General features: G+C 67.8%; 12 protein-coding genes and 2 pseudogenes. 8 read left to right on the top strand and 6 right to left on the bottom strand.

Translation table 11 applies throughout. The annotated features are described in order from the left end of the window. Nucleotides 1-425 precede the first annotated feature (425 nt). From AC3EUV_RS35870 to AC3EUV_RS35880, 3 genes are all read left to right on the top strand, one after another. Nucleotides 426-1,259, top strand: coding sequence for a PIG-L family deacetylase (locus AC3EUV_RS35870; RefSeq protein WP_432146585.1), 834 nt, complete (start codon nt 426-428; stop codon nt 1,257-1,259). Between the two features lie 528 nt (nt 1,260-1,787). Beyond that, entirely contained in the window at nt 1,788-2,495 is a 708-nt protein-coding gene (locus AC3EUV_RS35875) for a 3'-5' exonuclease (protein WP_432146584.1), read from the top strand. 361 nt (nt 2,496-2,856) lie between these two features. Further along, nucleotides 2,857-3,222 carry a hypothetical protein gene (locus tag AC3EUV_RS35880; protein WP_435604719.1) on the top strand — a complete coding sequence of 122 codons (366 nt, stop codon included), beginning with the start codon at nt 2,857-2,859 and terminating at the stop codon, nt 3,220-3,222. 995 nt (nt 3,223-4,217) lie between these two features. Here the strand turns inward: AC3EUV_RS35880 and AC3EUV_RS35885 are convergent. From AC3EUV_RS35885 to AC3EUV_RS35895, 3 genes are all read right to left on the bottom strand, one after another. Beyond that, complete coding sequence (locus AC3EUV_RS35885; protein WP_435604720.1) at nt 4,218-4,691, bottom strand: hypothetical protein; 474 nt, start codon at nt 4,689-4,691, stop codon at nt 4,218-4,220. A 1,731-nt stretch (nt 4,692-6,422) separates the two neighbouring features. After that, nucleotides 6,423-7,403, bottom strand: a complete 981-nt coding sequence (locus AC3EUV_RS35890; protein ID WP_435604721.1) for a helix-turn-helix domain-containing protein — start codon at nt 7,401-7,403, stop codon at nt 6,423-6,425. A gap of 129 nt (nt 7,404-7,532) precedes the next feature. Continuing rightward, a complete protein-coding gene (locus AC3EUV_RS35895; protein WP_435604722.1) occupies nt 7,533-8,069 on the bottom strand; it encodes a hypothetical protein in 537 nt (178 codons plus the stop codon). Between the two features lie 135 nt (nt 8,070-8,204). On the opposite strand from AC3EUV_RS35895, the gene AC3EUV_RS35900 reads away from it, so the two are divergent. Continuing rightward, complete coding sequence (locus AC3EUV_RS35900; protein ID WP_432146579.1) at nt 8,205-8,327, top strand: hypothetical protein; 123 nt, start codon at nt 8,205-8,207, stop codon at nt 8,325-8,327. A 169-nt stretch (nt 8,328-8,496) separates the two neighbouring features. On the opposite strand, the gene AC3EUV_RS35905 is transcribed toward AC3EUV_RS35900, so the two are convergent. Further along, nucleotides 8,497-10,374, bottom strand: coding sequence for a glycoside hydrolase domain-containing protein (locus tag AC3EUV_RS35905; RefSeq protein ID WP_435604723.1), 1,878 nt, complete (start codon nt 10,372-10,374; stop codon nt 8,497-8,499). A gap of 775 nt (nt 10,375-11,149) precedes the next feature. Here AC3EUV_RS35905 and AC3EUV_RS35910 point away from each other — a divergent pair. Both AC3EUV_RS35910 and AC3EUV_RS35915 read left to right on the top strand, forming a co-directional pair. Further along, nucleotides 11,150-11,350: pseudogene (locus tag AC3EUV_RS35910) on the top strand (DUF397 domain-containing protein); the annotation flags it as partial. Further along, the gene (locus AC3EUV_RS35915; RefSeq protein WP_432146577.1) at nt 11,278-11,817 is read left to right on the top strand and encodes a hypothetical protein; all 540 of its coding nucleotides are present in this window, start codon (nt 11,278-11,280) and stop codon (nt 11,815-11,817) included. The pseudogene AC3EUV_RS35910 and the gene AC3EUV_RS35915, both read left to right, overlap by 73 nt. Here AC3EUV_RS35915 and AC3EUV_RS35920 read toward each other — a convergent pair. Then, nucleotides 11,774-12,340: a TetR/AcrR family transcriptional regulator gene (locus AC3EUV_RS35920; protein WP_432146576.1), complete on the bottom strand. Its 567-nt coding sequence runs from the start codon at nt 12,338-12,340 to the stop codon at nt 11,774-11,776. The two genes, AC3EUV_RS35915 and AC3EUV_RS35920, sit on opposite strands and share 44 nt — an antisense overlap. 151 nt (nt 12,341-12,491) lie before the next feature. On the opposite strand from AC3EUV_RS35920, the gene AC3EUV_RS35925 reads away from it, so the two are divergent. Further along, nucleotides 12,492-13,961: an MFS transporter gene (locus AC3EUV_RS35925; protein WP_432146575.1), complete on the top strand. Its 1,470-nt coding sequence runs from the start codon at nt 12,492-12,494 to the stop codon at nt 13,959-13,961. 310 nt (nt 13,962-14,271) lie between these two features. Here the strand turns inward: AC3EUV_RS35925 and AC3EUV_RS35930 are convergent. Beyond that, nucleotides 14,272-14,739, bottom strand: a pseudogene (locus AC3EUV_RS35930) (acetyl-CoA acetyltransferase); the annotation flags it as partial. Nucleotides 14,740-15,121: 382 nt separating this feature from the next. Between AC3EUV_RS35930 and AC3EUV_RS35935 the strand changes: the two are divergent. Then, nucleotides 15,122-16,711, top strand: a complete 1,590-nt coding sequence (locus AC3EUV_RS35935) for an IPT/TIG domain-containing protein (RefSeq protein ID WP_432146574.1) — start codon at nt 15,122-15,124, stop codon at nt 16,709-16,711. Nucleotides 16,712-16,834 lie beyond the last annotated feature (123 nt).

Genomic DNA, 16,834 nt, shown 5'->3' on the forward strand with positions numbered 1-16,834 from the left:
ACACCCACCACTGACAAGAGAGGAGGGGAAGGAGGGTTGTCGAAGTGCCGGGCAGCCCTTGACCATGGGCGCTGACCTGTGGCTTTAGCCTCTCGCGCCGGAGAGGACGGCGTAGGGGGGTTGGTAGGGGAAACCGTAGGACGCACAGCAGGAGGCACGCTGCGCGGGAAGCCCTCAACACCAAGGTGCTTACCACCGGGCTGAATGCGGGCGGGTGCTCAGAGCAGCGCGGCGGCCGTCCCGTGTGCCCAGGCCCGCCGCTGCCCTCTGGGAATTGCCGTCCTGCCGGCGCTGTTGCATCGACCGAGGACCGGCGTCGCATGGTGGGCACAAGGTCATCCGCCCCGACAGGACCCGGGCCCCGGGAGCGCGGTACGCCCGCCGCGCACTCAGACCAGGATGCATTTCCGCAGGAGGACTTGTTCATGACTGACCGGCCTTTGACACTCATGGCAGTGCACGCCCACCCCGACGACGAGGCCACCGGAACCGGAGGGGTCCTCGCGCGGTACGCGGCGGAGGGCATCCGCACGGTTCTCGTGACGTGTACCGACGGCGGTTGCGGTGACGGACCAGCCGGTGCCAAGCCGGGCGATGCCGGGCACGATCCGGCGGCCGTCGCCTTGATGCGCCGTCAAGAACTGGAGGCCAGCTGCGAAGCCCTGAAGATCAGCGATCTGGAAATGCTGGACTATGCCGACTCCGGGATGATGGGCTGGCCGAGCAACGACGCCCCTGGATCCTTCTGGCAGATGCCCGTGGAGGAAGGCGCCGCCCGACTCGCGGAGCTCATGCGGCACTACCGACCCGATGTGGTCGTCACCTATGACGAGAACGGCTTCTACGGCCACCCCGACCACATCCAGGCCCACCGCATCACGATGGCGGCGCTGGAGATGACCGAGCTGACACCGAAGGTGTACTGGACGACGACGCCCCGCTCGATGATGCAGCGGTTCGGGGAGATAATGCGCGAGTTCCATGCGGACATGCCGGAGCCGGATCCGGCCGAAGCCGCCGCGATGGCTGAGATCGGCCTCCCCGACGATGAGATCACCACGTGGGTGGACACCACCGCATTCAGCGGCCAGAAGTTCGACGCACTGGCCGCACACGCCAGTCAGGGCGAGAACATCTTCTTTCTCAAGATGGGCAAGGAGAGGTTCGGCGAGTTGATGGGCATGGAGACCTTCGTACGTGTCCAGGGCGCCACCGGCGGGGCCGTACCCGAGAACGATCTCTTCGCCGGACTGCGCTGATCCGAACCTCCGGCCGTCCGACCGGGGCCTGGAAAAGGTCATCAGCGCACAGCACGATCGAGCGCGTCACCCACCCTGAGGCAGGTCCACGCGGTTCCGCTCCGGCAGCCCGCGACACGATCAGCCGGAGCAGTCTCCGATCGGTCTCGCGGAGCCGCGTTCTACGGCGCGGTTGTGCTGCCGGGCCCAGATGAGTTCTCATCTGGGCCCGGCTGTCATACGGATCAGCGCGCGACGAGGACCGTCGGTCCGTCGTGCGGGTCTTCCGGCGGTTGATGCCCAACCAGGTCGCGGCCGTTGCCGCTGTGGTGACCACGGCAAAGGTGGCGAGGTTGCCTCCGGAGAACATCTGCTCGTCGTAGAGTCCTGCCCGGACAGGCACGGAGAAGGCGGAGGAGAGAGCTCCCCAGCCAGGCCTGCTCAGACCGCTTCGTCACGGTGACTGATTGCCCGCACCCGTACGACCCTCCTGACTCCCGATGGCGAGTCCAGGTAGTCGAGGAACGCCACACGACCCTCGACGATGCAGTGCGCAGCCTGCGCCGGCCCGCCGACTGGCAGCAAAGCCGCGATCGCGTAGTCACCTGGGCACGTTCGGCGCCGGCCGACTTCGAACTGCTGATCGTCGACCTCCAGACCACTGGGCTCCACACCCCCTACGCCGTTCAGATCGCCGCCACCGATCGGCACGGAACCCTCGTGCTGGACCACACCATGAACCCTCAGGCAGCCATCGACCCCGGCGCCACGGCCCTCCACAAGATCGCCTCCCCCGACGTCACCGGGGCTGAGACCTTCAGTGCCCTGCTACCGCGCCTCACCCGTGCCCTGCAGGGCCACCGATGTCTGGCGTACAACATGCCCTTCGACCGCCACGTCATCGAACGCGAACTCAACCGCCACTACGCCCGTCCCGCAGCCGCACAACGCTGGCTCAGGAAGTGCCGGTGGGAAGACGCCATAGTCCCTTGCACGCAGTGGCGCGGACTGTGGTCAGCCAAGCGCAACGCCTATCGGTACCAGCCACTTGGCAGCCAGTACGACGCCTTGGCGAACTGCCACCTTCTGCTGGATCGGCTCACGGCCATCGCCGACAGCCAGGAATGGGCCTCACGGGAAGGTCCTGTCGCGTGCGGGGCGGTGCGCCAGGACGCTCGACCACGGCTGCCGTCAAGATTCGCGCGCGTGAGGTGGAATTTCATCCGAGCGTGCGCGGATTCGTCATCTACCGGGTGAGCAGACCACGCTCCGCGCGCTGTGTTTCCGTCGGGCGGTCTTGCCTGACGGTGACGAGAACACGGGTTTCCGCACCGTGGGCCGTGTGAAATGGTCCGCGGGAAGCCCTGAGCGGGTCGGCTGACGCGAAGCGTCTACTGCCACATAGGGCGTTTATGCGACTTTTGGTGGTCCCGAACAAGCCGCAGAGGATTGCGAGTTGACACTGTGGGTACCCTGAAGGGCCCTTCAGGGTACCCACAGTGTCACTCAAACAACCCCCTGACCTGCGGGAAATGCTTTTTGAGTCTCGAACACCCCTGTCCAATCTGGGTGTTACGCCGAACAGCGGCGATGCCGAGACCCACGGAGGTATTTCCCGATGAGCAACGAGACGCAGAACGGCCCCCAGCACGGCCTCCCCAGCGAGAACGAACGGCATTGGCGGATGGTCCACTGGCAGTGGCGCAGACCCCGGCTGCGGGAGGTCACGGGCAGCCTGACGGCCCTTCCTGTTGTGGCCTCGGTCGCCGGATACGTACCGGAAGGCACTGCGGCGCACCTCGCCGCCGGTTGGCTCGCCGTCAATGCCGTGGTTGGCCTCGCTGCCCGCTGCGTCAGGCGCAATCGGAGTCTGCTCCCAGTCCCTCGGCTCCAGCGCCTCCGGCGGGGAGGCGAGCACCGCGTGGGCCAGCGCCAGGTTCGCCTCCCGGTCGAGCGGCATGTGTTCGTCGAGGAGCCCTGGTGAGCTGAACAGGACGCTGGGGGACGTCGTGCAGCCGCTTTCGTCTGCTGTGTTCCGCGACTCGGCCATGGACGGAAGGTAAAGGCGGTACACCGAGAACAGTGCACACGATGCGTGTGCATCGTCATTTCCGCTCGTTGGAGCCCGTAGCTCGTGGGCAGCCCGCTCAAAGGCCGGCCCCGGGCCTGCCCTGCCCCGGCACGTGCAGGTGTCGCTTGCGGCTGTTGGGGACCAGCCCTGCTCGGCCGCGGTGTCCAGGGCGGCGATCGCGGCGTCCGTCAGCGCCGCGATGCCTGGCCTCGCGCTGCTTCTGGGCGAGGTACGCGGCCGACTTGGCCTTCTCCTTAGCCCGGTAGCGGGCATCGGCGGCGTCCTGGCGCGGGTTGCCGATCGTCTCCAGGAGCGGCTGCATGTGGCTTCGGCCAGGCGCAGGAACGCCGGCCCCGCCGGGCCGTGCTCGCGCAGCCGCTGCAGTCCGGTCACCACAATCGGGATCTTGTGGGAGTCCACATGAGGGTCCGCCCGCCTACTGACGGACCCTCATGACGATCGGGACAGCCCTTAGCGCTGCGCGAGAGTGCATGCCTTCCGCGCGTGACCGGACCGAACTCCGATCTTCCGGAGCTCATAGATGCACCGCTCGTGCTTGTAACGCATTTCCCTGCCATTGTCGAAGTCAGACGTATAGCTGCACCAGTGGTACACCTTGGGACCGACCCTGTACCCCTTGTCGAGGAGGTACGCCCTGCACATCGACGAGGTTGCCGAAGCGGGTGTTGCCATGGCCGTCGACACGCCCAGGGATGCCGCGACGACACTGATCGCTACGAGGACTCGACGGACGGCGTAATTGGACATTTTCATCCTCCGATATCAGTCGTGACTCATCGGGCTCCGATTGGATGCCCGACGTGGTGTTCTCACCCATTCCTGGTCGCCGGTGAGAACGCAGAGCAGTGGCGCGTACCGTGTCCGGCGTTCGGCACCGTAGGCGTCGGTCATCTTGTGGCGGATCTCCGGCGCCTGTGGTGCTGGCCAGGTCTGGATGAGGTGCTCTTCGACAGGCTCCTCGTCGAGTTCCAGGTCGGCGATCTCGGCGGCGCGGTCGCGCCCGCGGGCGTGGAGCCGGACGCGGTACCGGCCTGGGCCGGCTGCGCACAGCGGTGTTTCCTGCGGGTCTCGTCCACGGTGCCGCCGAGGCTTTCGAGGTCGGCTTCATCGGTGTCGAACTGGATGCTGACCTCGATGGCCTCCTCCCAGTCCTCCAGGTTGAGCGGGGGTTCGGTCGCGCGTGCGTCGACAGTGATCCGCACCGGGCCGTCCTCAAGTCCGGTGGCGATAGTTGCTGCGCCGCGGCCCGGCCAGATCAGCCCGTTGCCTCCGCCGGTTTGCAGACCTTCGACGTGTGCGGTGGGCTCCGTGATCCAGTATCCGGAGTCGGTGACGCACAGGAGCGTGGTGATGATGGTCATGGGTCTATGGGACCGCAACCCAGAAGCAGTCACCGCCCAGAATGCGATTCTCGCGGTAGAAGTCGCGCGGGATGTCGAATCGACAGTGCCGGCCGCAACCTGTGCTATCCCTAGCTGAATGAGGGCGCTGCCAGTCAGCACGAATGCCTCGTGTCGACAGCCTGCGGATGCGGCGGCGACATCGTCCGAGCAATTCCCTCGTCCTCAACGGAACCTGCAAATGATCAGCTGAGAGAATGCCAGTGCGCAGCTTCGAACTCGTGTCGGTCAAGTGGCCCGTCTATCAGGCGCACTTCGGTACGCCGCCGCCGCGAACGTAGACGTTGCTGACCCAGCCGCCATGCACTGGCCCCTTGGGATCGAGGAAGGTCCACCAGGCGCTGGTAGCTCCCCCAGCGGTCACCTTTTGCCCCTTCTTACGGCAGGAAGCCCGCGCCTCTACGTTCGTCACTCGACCCCGGAGACGGCATCTGCTGGACGGGTAGTTCCGGCAGTTGTTCGCCGACTCGTACGCGCGGACGGCGACGTCTGTGCCCCGCACAGAGACCCTGACTGTCCTCCACGCGTGCTCTTGGTCGATTTCCACCCCGGGCGTGGAGTATGCCGTCGACGTCGCCGATGCCGGGGCCGCCGGGGTGAAAACGGCCACATGGCCACCTGGATATCCGGCCGGGGCTGCTGCCGCCGTGCCCGCGCTTAGAAGGCCCAGAGCCATTCCAGCGGCGACTCCCACGCCTAGCTTGTACTTCATAAAACCCTCCCCCATCCTCAGAAGATTCTGATTGGCGACTTCATGATCCGGGCGTCGGTACCGGAGTCACCATGAGTCTGGCGGACGGATGGCGGGGCGTCGTTAGCGATGAATCCACGAGTTCTTAGCGATTTGTCTACTCGGTTAGGCGCAGAAATTCGTGGTGGTAGTCCTTGGGGGGTGCCATAAGCGGAGCGGAAGGGCGTGCATGAAGTCGGCGGGCCTTCACCCCCGGCACGGTCGAGGTGGAGTGGGCGCGGGGCACGGCACGCTCGCCGAAGCATCTGCTGGCGCCGAGGCCGCGGCGCACCGCAGGGACGCGGTGGACAGCGTGACCGAGCTGGTGGCGGCGCAGGCCGATCACCGGCAAGCGATGTGGCTGCGGGAGGAGGCGCAGCTGGCCGGCCGCGTCACCGTCCTGCTCTCCCTCCCTGGCCGGCACTGCCAAGGCCACCGTCGGTGCCACCTACGCGATGCGCAACGCCCTCTGATCGCGCCGCACTCGACACCGCCCGCGCCAGCAACGCCGCCGGGGGCTCGTCACCGCGGCCGGCGGACTTCTCGGCGCCGTGTAGGCCAACTTAGCGGAGGGCTGAACGGCGCTGTTAGCGATGCTGCTGAGCCTTTGCCCCTCCGGGGCGGGATGCGCGCGGCGGACGTCCCCCACATCCCAGCTCCTGGGTTGCGGTGAGTGCGAGCACAACGGCCGTAGTGTTCAACAACCGGGCCCGCGAGGGGTCGGCAAGCCGTCCGGAAGCGGGCTTCCCGCATCCATCAAGGGTATTCAGAAAAGGCAAGTGCCCAAGGGCCAGTGCGTCGGTGGCGATCAGCTCGCTCCGCGGGGTCCGTCTACTCGGCGATGCGGCCGCCCTGGTGGCGGTAGTCGCTGGATGGGATGCGGAGCGGTGCACAAGGCGCGGATGCGGGTGGCGCGCTGGGTCGGATCGCGAGGTCACGGGCTGTGTGTTCGAGCAGCACTGTCACTGTGGCCGATGGGCGAAGCTGCGGTATTCCCTGGGTGACATGCCGTAGGCCCTTCGGAAGGCGCGGGTGAAATCGGCGGCGTGTGTGAAGCACCAGCGGGCGGCGATGGCGTGGATGGGGGTGGTGCGCATGGCGGTCTGTGCGAGGTCGCGGCGGGCGTGCTCCAAGCGCTGGCCACGAATCCAGGCAGCGATGGACTCCTCTTCGTCCTCAAAGAGGCGGTACAGGTAGCTGCGGGAAATGTGGTGCGCGGCGGCGATGGTGCACGGGGTCAGCTGCGGGTCGTGCAGATGCTGCTGGACAAAGGCACGGATGCGCAGTACGAGGGCCTGTCGGTGGGTTTCCGGGGGGAGGGAGCTGTCTGCGTCGAGGACGTGGGCGAGCAGCGCGGAGAGGAGGTCGACCGCCACGGTCCCCAGGCGGGGTCCGTCGTCGGGCCGGTAGGAGCCGGAGTCCCGGGCAACTTGGGTGAGGAACTGAGCGAGTAATGCACCGACGCCCTCACGCCCCGACAGCCGCCGCATGAGCAGTCCGTCAATGGCGTTCTCCGGCAGTGGCAGCAGTTGTCGGGGGACGAAGAGTCCTGTTCCCGAGACAGTGCCTTCGCCGTAGCTGGTGACCGCTCGCATGAGGTGGGGTCGTGAGGTGTCATGGAGTACCAGGTCGTACCGTTCGTAATCCGCCTCGTGATCGGGGCCGCTGTGACTCATGGTCCCTGTTAAGGGGAGCGAGAGATGGTACAACCCCGGATCGGACTGTCGGATTAGCTTCTGCGTCCGCCTCAGGGTCATCGAAGGGTGCTCCACCGTCCACAGACGTACGCCCCCCAGCGCCAGGATGCGCTGCGACGCTGCGAAGTCCACCGCCTGATCGCTTTCGACCTCGGCCGTATACGTCTGGGAGACATGGTCACGCCAGCAATCAAGCCGGTCTGACACGAGCACGTCCTGTGTGCTGAAAGCCTTCTCGATCAGCATCTCTTCCTCCTCGGCTGTATCACGAGCCCTTGAACAGCGCATGCCTGCTCCTGATACGGAAGTTCAGGAGTTCAGTGCCTGCTTGCATTCCCAGGCCGGCAACGGGCCGGGCGAAACCGCACTGGAGCACTACGAGCGGTTGGCGGCGTGCTCCCGCAGGAAGGCTCCGGCACGAGCGGCGGCCTCTTCCTTCGTCGCGTACCAGGTGCCGTCCTCAGCGGCGCCGCGCGCGCCGTCCGCGCCTTCGCCCGCCCAGGCCCAGCCGCCGGACGACGGGTCCTGCACCAGTTCGGCTGTGCCGCCGAAGAGTTCGAGCGCCGCGGCCGTCTGCGCCACCGCGGCTGCGGGACGGGGAACTGCGTCGGGCCACTTCTTGCGCGCGCCCTGGCGGGTGATGCCCCAGACCGCACCCATCTGCTCGTAGCTCGCGCCGTAGGAGCCGGCTGTCGCCGCCGCGCGCGCCGTCAGCTGCTTGACCTCCGTATCCACCACCTTCCAGGCGGCGAGGACGGACAGAGTCACATCAACCGGGTCCGCCTCCCACATGCGGGCAGTGGACAGCCCTGACTGGCGGGAGCGAATGGCCGCTGCGAGCGGGTTAAGGGCATCAGTAAGGGCCTTGCCCAGCTCGGCCCGCTCTTCGGAGGTGATCCCAATCGAAGTCATGCGACAACTTTAGTTACCACTACCCCTCCCGACAACTCTAGTTCCGGCCACTCTGTCGGGCAGCACCGCGCCAAGGCCGACGAAGTCGTCCGCCGCGCGGTGGAGAGTGACGCGGCCGCGCTGAAGGAGCTGAGGATGCTTGATCAGCGGGCGGACTGCTCGCAGTTCAAGCCGGTGCTGGAGAAGATCCGTGTCCCGAAAGCTGGGCCGGGCAGGCCCCGCAAGAAACCCGACAGCGTCGCGGCCGACAAGGCATAAAGCAACGGGCCCTGTCGTGAGTACCTGCGGCGCCGCGGATCCCCGGTGACCTTTCACGGCAGATGTCTTGGCGCGGACGGGGCATCGCCCTGCTGGGCCGCCAACCGTGAGCTGACCAGCACCGGCAAGGGCGGCCGCCCTCTCGTGTCACCTGGGCTCTTTTTCCGGCCTAGCCGGCGCTTGGGATGCCGGGCTTGAGCTGGCCCTGGCCCGAACCGGAGTAGAGGTAAGGGACGTTGTTCGGCCACAGAGCCATGAGGTCGGCGTGGCCGTCGCCGGTGAAGTCGCCGGTGGCGATGTGCTGGACCGATGCCCAGCTGTTATCGCGCCACATGGTGCTGGGGACGGCCTTCAGGGCGCCGTCGGTGTCGGCCTCGTACCGGTGGAGCGAGCCGTCGTGCCAGACGGCGAGCAGCCCGTCGAGGCCCGACGGTGACCGCCAGGCGGTGAGGTGCTTGATGGTGGTCCAGCTGTGGTCGGGCCACATCGTTCCGGCGCCGGTGAGCATACCGTTCTTGGTGCCCTGGTAGAGGTGGATGGAGCCGTCGTCCCAGACGGCCGCGATGTCGCCGACCCCGTCGCCGGTGAAATCGCCGCCGACGACCTGGCGCATCGAGCCCCAGGTGCCATCGCCCCACAGCCTCTGGCCGTACGCGAGCATGCCGTCCGGCTTCGCGTCGTACGCGTACAGCGAGCCGTCCTTGCCGACCACGGCCACGTCGCTGCGGCCGTCGCCGTTGAAGTCGCCGGAGGTCATGGCGGCGGTGGCGTTCTTCGAGAACGGCAGGTCGGCGGCGTCTGTGCCGACATCGAGAGAGTTGCGGTCGATGTTCAAGGACACCTCGCCGTAGGTCTCCTGCGTGTTTCCGGCGTACTGATGGGCGCGCCGGGAATCCGTCCACTGGTCGCAGTCCTCGGGCAGGCCCATCGAACGGTCGTCGGTGTCCGGCGAGTTGTCCCAGTTCGCCGTCCAGAGCACGTCGGGCATCGTGTACTTGCCCTTCCCGTACTGGAACGACAGGGCCTGCACGCCCGAGGACTTGGCGACGTACGCGCCCGAGCGGTAGCCCTCCTCGTGCAGGCGGTCCGTCCAGCCGGACAGATAGGACAGGACCGGGCCGTCCCACTTGTCCCGGTCGTCGTAGCTCTCCACGTCGTTGTAGAGCACTGTGCTCTCGCCCAGTCCCAGGGAGCGTGCCGCGGGCACCGCGCCGTCGGCCTCGGTACGACCCTGGCGCTCCGCCGCGGTCCGCGAAGTGGGCAGGGAGTGCCTCGAGGTGTCCCAGGGTTGGGGACCGACCCAGATCGGCATCAGGTGCCAGCCGTCGGCCGACTGGTCACGGATCCAGTCGGTGGTGAGCTGCGGCTGGGCACAGGCTCGGGCGCTGCCGCCGATGTAGATCCCGACCCCTTGGTACGGGGACTTGTCACGCCAGGTCTCCATCTGCGCGGGAGTGGGTGCAGTACAGGCGTCGAACCCCCTGCCCTTGAAGGCGCCTTGGGTCACCGGCTCGGCGCTGCGCAGCGCGGCCCGCTGGGCCGGTGCGGCGGGCGCAGCGAGTGCGGCAGACGCTTCGACCGGGCGCTTGGACTGCTGGTGGCCGCCGGACGCTTGGTCCAGCACGGAATTGACGACCGCCGAGGTCACATCCGGCGATGTTCCGTATCCGATCGTCGCGACCAGCTTCTGCTCCTTGAGCACGAACCGGATTTCACCGCTCGGCGCCTTCGGCAGCGGGTCCGGCAGGCGTTGGTTGGCCAAGACGGTCACGGTGGGAATGTCGGCCCGGTCGGCCGCACCGTCGAGCGGCTCCACGTGCACACTGTCTGCGCGGTCCGGAGCAACCCGGGAACCCGCGCAGTCCGCCTGATCCCTCGGGTGTCCGAGGTACAGCGTCGGCGTGTCCAGGCGCAGACAGGCGTGCGGGCTCTTATCGAGGTCGACCACCTTCCACTCCTTGGGGACATCGAGCTCCGCACCCCGGTAGGCGACCTGACGGCCCGTGGGCGGATCGTCCGCCACAGCCATCGCTGCGGTCTGGCTCACGAGGACGGCGGCGCCGAGCGCCGCCACCATTCCTCGGCCGCGACTCGACAGCCGTATTCGACCCGGTATGCCTCTTCGGTTGGGCATGTCTGTCCATCACTCCTGTGGACTGAGAGCCCCGTCGGCACCAGGTCCGGCGGGGCACTGCAAGAAGGGCTTTATGTTCTACGGAGTGAGTGGATCGTCAAACATGACGCGGCCGGCAGGATGTCAACAACGGCAACGCGGGCAGGCCCCACACGTCCACCACAGCGGAGGTCTTCGCCATTGACCAAACCGAGCGGCTGTTAACCACCCTCGTGATCAGTACATCCAGTGACCTGAATCGGAGGCTCGTCGGCAGTAGGCTACGACCTTTTCTATCCTCCCTACCTCCATTGTCACGGCCGTAGTTGGCGCAGGCACGCCATGTTCAGGCGCGGTGACCAAGGGCGGCTTCAACGCCCTCTCCTACGCCGGCCTGCGCGCCCACGCCCTTGTGCTGCGGGATTTGCTCGGCCCTTCCTCCCGGCTGGCCGCCGCCGGCCTGGTTCACCGAGGCACCGGTAGCCACCATGCTTCAGCGGGCCGCGGCCGGACAGCCCACCGCCCACGGCGCCCTACACCTCGCCGTTGCCGCTGAAGTCTGGTTGCGGCAACTGGAGACCGCCCCGGCCTGGTGGGAGGTGAACTCCCATGTGGCGACTGCGCGAGAGCACCCTGCACTTTCATCCGCAATCTGATCAAGGAGATCCATTGATCGCTCCGCCCCCGCCCCGAGCCCGCCTGGCGCAAGAGCAGCTACAGCAGCGGAGCCGGCAACTGCGTCGAGGTCGCATCCATCGGCCCCGACGCCGAGGCCGTACGTGACTCAAAGAATCCGGCCCAGACCCCGTTGCGCCGGGATGCGGCTCCTGCTGGGAGTTGGACGAGAAGTACGGCCGGTGGCACCTCACAGGGGCCGACGGCCCTGCCGGCCTCGTGGAGGGGATCCTGACCGACGGCAGGCCGGTCGACGGAGCCCCGAACACGGCGCGGTCCTGTCGGGGCATCGCCTTGGGCCTGGCCACGCGCCGGTACCGGTTCTACAGCTGTGCGTTGGACGTGCCGCGCGCGGGCGTCAGCCACCGCGAAAGCATGACCCTGCACCAGGCGGCGACGCCGGGCTGGGAGGATTGGGGCGTCGCCTACGCCTGGGGTGGCGACGAGGAACTGCGCCGCCTGATCTTTCCCGGACTCCCGCCCGAACCAGCAAAGGCCGAGGCCGTAGAGGTGAACCCGGCCTCACGCGACTACTGGTTCGTCGACTGGGCCCCAGACGCCCGCCAGATCACGGTCCGCCACGACGAACTGATCGCCGACGCCTGCGCCCACGCGACCTGCCTCGTCAGCGTCATACAGATCAGGAACCGGGTTGCGGTCACAGCAATCGGTCGACGAGCCCGTCGATGTAGTCCGGGGTGAGCGGGACCATGCCGAACAGGACGCGGATGTACATCGGGGCCAGGATGTGGTCCAGCACGTCGAGCGCGTCGGGTGCAGGCTCGCCGCGTTCGCGGGCACGATCGAGCATGGACTGCAGTTGCCGGGTGCGTTCATCGCGGAGGTCGTCACGAGCCTGCAGGCCCTGCTGACCGATGCTCGACAGGGCGACGGCCAGGCGCACCAACAACAGACCGTCGGGTCCGGTGATCTCGCGGGCCACTTGGGCCGCGTAAGTACGCAGGTCGCCGGCCAGGCTCCCGGTGTCAGGCATCGGCGACTGCGCATTGAGTCGGGTGAGCGCCACGTCGGTGAGCAGAGTTTCCAGGCTGCCCCACCGGCGGTAGATGCTGCTGTCGGCCACGCCCGCGCGGGCTGCGACCTCGCCAACGGTGAAGTTGCCGTAACCGCGCTCACTGATCAGGTCGGTGACGGCCCAGTGCACCTGTGCGCCAACGCGGGCGCTGCGCCCGCCGGGCCGCCGGGCTCGCTGTCGCTCGTTCATACCCTCCACCTTAACGCAGCCACGGATTGCGTTTATGGGCCGACCCTCCCTATAGTCACCTAACGCAGCCACTGGCTGCTTTAGATCGCTCAGATGTATCGCCACCCGCGACGACCGCGGCCGGGCGCAACTATCGATTGAGGGGGACCCCATGGCTGCATCGCATGCGACCGCAGGCAGTCGATCAAGCCGGGCCGTGCTGCTCACGGTGACCTGCCTGGGCCAGTTCATGGTCCTGCTCGACAACACGATTGTTGGAGCGGCGCTGCCCGATATGCAGCACCGGCTGCACACTCAGCTGACCGGTCTGCAATGGATCGTCGACGCGTACGTCCTGCTGGTCGCCATGCTGTTGATGTCCGGCGGCATCTTCGCCGACCGGTTCGGCCGCAAGCGGGTGTACCTGACCGGCGTGGCGGTGTTCACGGCCGCGTCCCTGGTGTGCGCCCTCGCGCCCTCGGTCGGCTGGCTGATCGTCGGCCGGGTGCTGCAGGGCATCGGGGCAGCGGCACTGAGCCCCGCCTCGCTCGCCCTGCTCGCCGCCGCCTACCCCGTGCCGCAAGAACGAGTGAAGGCGATCGGGCTGTGGGCCGGATTCAGCGGAATCGGTCTGGCCGCAGGCCCCGTGGCCGGCGGCGTGCTGACGGAAGCCCTCAGCTGGCCCGCCATCTTCCTGGTCAATCTGCCCATCGGCGTGGTCCTGCTGCTGGTCGGCCTGCGCCACCTCGGCGAGTCCCGCAACCCGAGCGCCCCCGCGATCGACATCCCGGGCACGACGCTGTCGATTCTGTCGGTGGGGCTACTGACCTACGGGCTGATCGAGGGTGGTGCCCGCGGCTGGACCTCACCGCTGATCCTGGGCGGCTTCACCGCCGCGGTGATCCTCCTCGCCGCCTTCGTCGCCGTCGAAGCGCGTCGTTCCGCTCCGATGCTGCCGCTGCGGCTGTTCCGTCAGCGCCTGTTCACCGTGTCCAACACCGCCATGGTCGTGGTGGGGTTCGCGCTCATGGGCTCGTCGTTCTTCTTCTCCCAGTTCTTCGTCTACGTCCAGGGCAGCTCGATCCTGCGAGCCGGCCTGCAGACCCTGCCGGTGTCCCTCGCCATGGTGATCGTCAGCCCGTTTGCGGGCCGGCTCGCCGCCCGGTACGGCTTCCGCATCGTGGTGACCACCGGTCTGAGCCTGGCCGGAGGGGGGCTGGTGGCGCTGGGCATGGTGCACGCCGACACCAGTTACGCGAACGTGTGGTGGCGGCTGGGAGTCGTCGGCATCGGCTTCGCCCTGACCCTGTCCCCACTGACAGGCGCCGCCATCCAAGCGGTCACCCCGCAGGAAGGCGGCCTCGCCTCAGGCATCAGCAGCACCACCCGGCAGATCGGCGCGGTGCTCGGCGTGGCGGTACTCGGAGCCGTCGTCCGCACCCGGCAATCCGGCGGCGCTTCATTCGAGGCCGGCCTCAACAGCGCCTTCGTCGCGGCTGGCGCCATCACACTAACCACCGCCGTGTTCACCGGCCTGTGGCTGGCCAGGTCCAAGCCCGCGGAAGGCTCTGCAGTGACCCACCGTTCCACCGATCCAGATGCGGTCACCGCCTCGAACGAGGCATCTGTGAACAGCCGTTGACACCAACCGCCTTGGTCGAAGTCCCACCGCACCAGGGTGTTCCGACCCTGCCATGGCGACGCCCCCCGCCAGGACCGTGTGCACCATCCCGCAACCACCACGTAAAGGACCCCGGCCTTGTCTCCCGACCCGACCGCCGTTCACCCGCTGCCCGCACACGACCGCGTGGTGTTCCTCAACCCGCTGGTCACCTCACCCACGCCGCCACCAGCACCCTGTCGTCCAACGCCAGGCTCCACAGACCGACTCTGCGCACGGGGGCCGTACACTGCCGCCCCGGCGAGGTGATCGGTCTGTCGAACTGACGCGAACGGCGGGCGGCCATGGCGTATTTGGCGATCAGGGTGTGCCCGTAGGGGACCTCGAACTGGAGCGGGTCACGGGCGCCGAAGGACAGGTTCGCGGTGCGCCGCCCGGCCTTGATGTCGGCGCGGGCGGTGGAGCCGTAGACCAGGAGTACGGCGTTGGCATGGCCGGCGGCGATCGCGTCGGCGGCGTGCGCGGCGAGCACTTCCCAGGTGGCGCCGCCCACCGAAGTCGAATCGACCCAGGTGGGGCGCAGTCCCAGCTACTCCGCGACCTCGGTGGGCGCGAGGGTGCCCAGACCGGCCGAGGCGAAGCCGTCGATCACCGAACGGTCCAGCCCGCTGTCGGCGAGTGCCCGGCGGGCGGCCTGGGCGTGCAGGGCGTACGGGGTGGCCCGGTCCACGCGTCCGCAGTCGGACAGCCCGACTCCGGCGACGGCGACCTTGCGATTCCCGTAAGTGGTCCCTGACATCATGAATTTGACGGTACGTCAGATTTGTTCGGCGGGCAGGGCGCGAAGTGCCAGGCGGGCAGCCCCGTCCGCCTGGTGGGTCGCGGCCGGGCCTCCCGCCCTGCTCCTTAAAGTGATTATCCGAGATATCGCGCGACCTTTAAATACTTTCCCCGGGTGGGTATTCTCCGTTTGCGTGTGCATTTCGCTGGCCGGCTTCGCGGCCGGTTGACTGCTCGCTGTTTGCCCATGCGGCGGAGCAGACATTTCCATGCGCGGGACAAAGATCGTCCCGCCTTCTTTGGGGAGTGTCATGTTCGCCTTAGCGTCACCATCTTCGCAGCATGCCCGGGCACCCTACGCCGCATTGAATGCCGCGTTTGCCGCAGGTGCTGTTATCCCCGTGGGGAACACCCCGGAGGGAATTACCCTCACCCCGGACGGGGCCCGCGCCTATGTGGCCAACCGGGGCTCGAACACGGTGAGCGTGATCGACACCGCCACGAACACTGTGATCGACACCATCGCCACGGGGGCCGGTCCCACCGACGTGGCGATCAGTCCCGACGGCACCCGCGCCTATGTAGCCGTCTTCGACGACGGTCTGGTCAGCGTCTTCGACCTCGCCTCGAATACCCTCGTCACGGACATCCCCGTAGGGGCCGGGGCGACGATGGCGGCGGTCACCCCGGACGGGACGCGCGTCTATGTGACGCGGCAGACCACCGATTCGGTGAGCGTGATCGACACCGCCACCAACACCGTCACCGGCACCGTGACCGTCGGGACCGGGCCGACCGGCGTGATTGTCACCCCGGACGGGACCCGCGCCTATGTGGCGAGCTTCTCGGGTTCCGTCAGCGCGATCGACACCGCCACCGACACCGTCGTCGCCACGATCCTCGCCGGCGACGTCCCCATCCTGCTGGCGGTCAGCTCCGACGGGGCCCGCGTCTACGTCACGAACGCCGGCAGTTCCTCGGTGAGTGTGATCGACACCGCCACGAACACCACCACCGACAACATCGGCGTCAGCGCCCAGCCGCGCTTCCCGGCGCTGAGCCCCGACGGCGCCCATCTGTACGTGCCGAATTCCGGACCGGACACGGTGAGTGTGATCGACACCGCCACCCGCACCGTCGTCGAGAACATCGGCGCGGGAGACGGCCCCACCGGCATCGCCGTCTTCCCCGATGGGACACGTGCCTATGTGGGCAACGTCAATGCCGGCACCGTCGACGTCATGGCGACGAACGTGATCCCCGACCAGGGGACCATGGCAGGCGGAACCACCGTGACGCTGACCGGTCACCACCTGGCCAACGCCACCGCCGTGCACTTCGGCACCGCCCAGGCCGTGATCACCGCCAATACGGCGACATCGGTGACCGTCACCTCCCCCGCCGGCGCCGGTGTCGTCCCCGTGACGGTCACCACCGCGGGCGGCACCGGCACCCTCGGGTCCTTCTACTACATGCCGACGCCCGCCCTCACCGGCATCAGCCCCGACGCCGGCCCCGTCTCGGGCAGCGACCAGGAGATCGTCATCACCGGCCGCAACCTCGCCGGAGCGATCGACGTGTACTTCGGCAGCACCCGAGCCGTCATCCAGAGTGTCTCCAACACCCAGGTCACCGTCAGAGCCGCCCATGCCCCGGCCCCGGGCGCCGTCACCGTCACCGTGATCACCAGCGGCGGGAGCGCCGACGGCCCGTTCTACACCTACGTCGACCACCCCACCATCACGGACGTCAGCCCCAGCGCGGGGCCGACCTCCGGCGGCACCGGGGTGACGATCACCGGCACCGGCCTGAATTACACCGAACAGGTCACCTTCAACGGCACGCCGGCGCCCTTCGCGGTCATCTCCGACACCACCGTGACCGCCGTGTCCCCGCCCAGCGCCGCCGAGGGCACCTTCGACGTCACCGTCACCACCCCCGGCGGCAGCTCATCGGGATCGTTCACCTACGTCTCCCCACCCGGCGCCTGACCCACCCGCGCCCGCCGCGTCCGGGCGGGCGCCGCAGCCGGACCGGAGCAGCGAGATCCCGTCGGCCTCCTCTTCGGCTGACCGACCGGTGACATCCGGATCACCGTGACCAGCAGTCACGGG

The organism is Streptomyces sp. bgisy130 (assembly GCF_057708345.1).

Coding starts and splice junctions, on each gene's coding strand:
- AC3EUV_RS35870 (WP_432146585.1), top strand. CDS start 426: ATGACTGACCGGCCTTTGACACTCATGGCAGTGCACGCCCACCCCGAC.
- AC3EUV_RS35880 (WP_435604719.1), top strand. CDS start 2,857: ATGAGCAACGAGACGCAGAACGGCCCCCAGCACGGCCTCCCCAGCGAG.
- AC3EUV_RS35885 (WP_435604720.1), bottom strand. CDS start 4,691: ATGACCATCATCACCACGCTCCTGTGCGTCACCGACTCCGGATACTGG.
- AC3EUV_RS35890 (WP_435604721.1), bottom strand. CDS start 7,403: ATGCTGATCGAGAAGGCTTTCAGCACACAGGACGTGCTCGTGTCAGAC.
- AC3EUV_RS35895 (WP_435604722.1), bottom strand. CDS start 8,069: ATGACTTCGATTGGGATCACCTCCGAAGAGCGGGCCGAGCTGGGCAAG.
- AC3EUV_RS35900 (WP_432146579.1), top strand. CDS start 8,205: ATGCTTGATCAGCGGGCGGACTGCTCGCAGTTCAAGCCGGTGCTGGAG.
- AC3EUV_RS35920 (WP_432146576.1), bottom strand. CDS start 12,340: ATGAACGAGCGACAGCGAGCCCGGCGGCCCGGCGGGCGCAGCGCCCGC.
- AC3EUV_RS35925 (WP_432146575.1), top strand. CDS start 12,492: ATGGCTGCATCGCATGCGACCGCAGGCAGTCGATCAAGCCGGGCCGTG.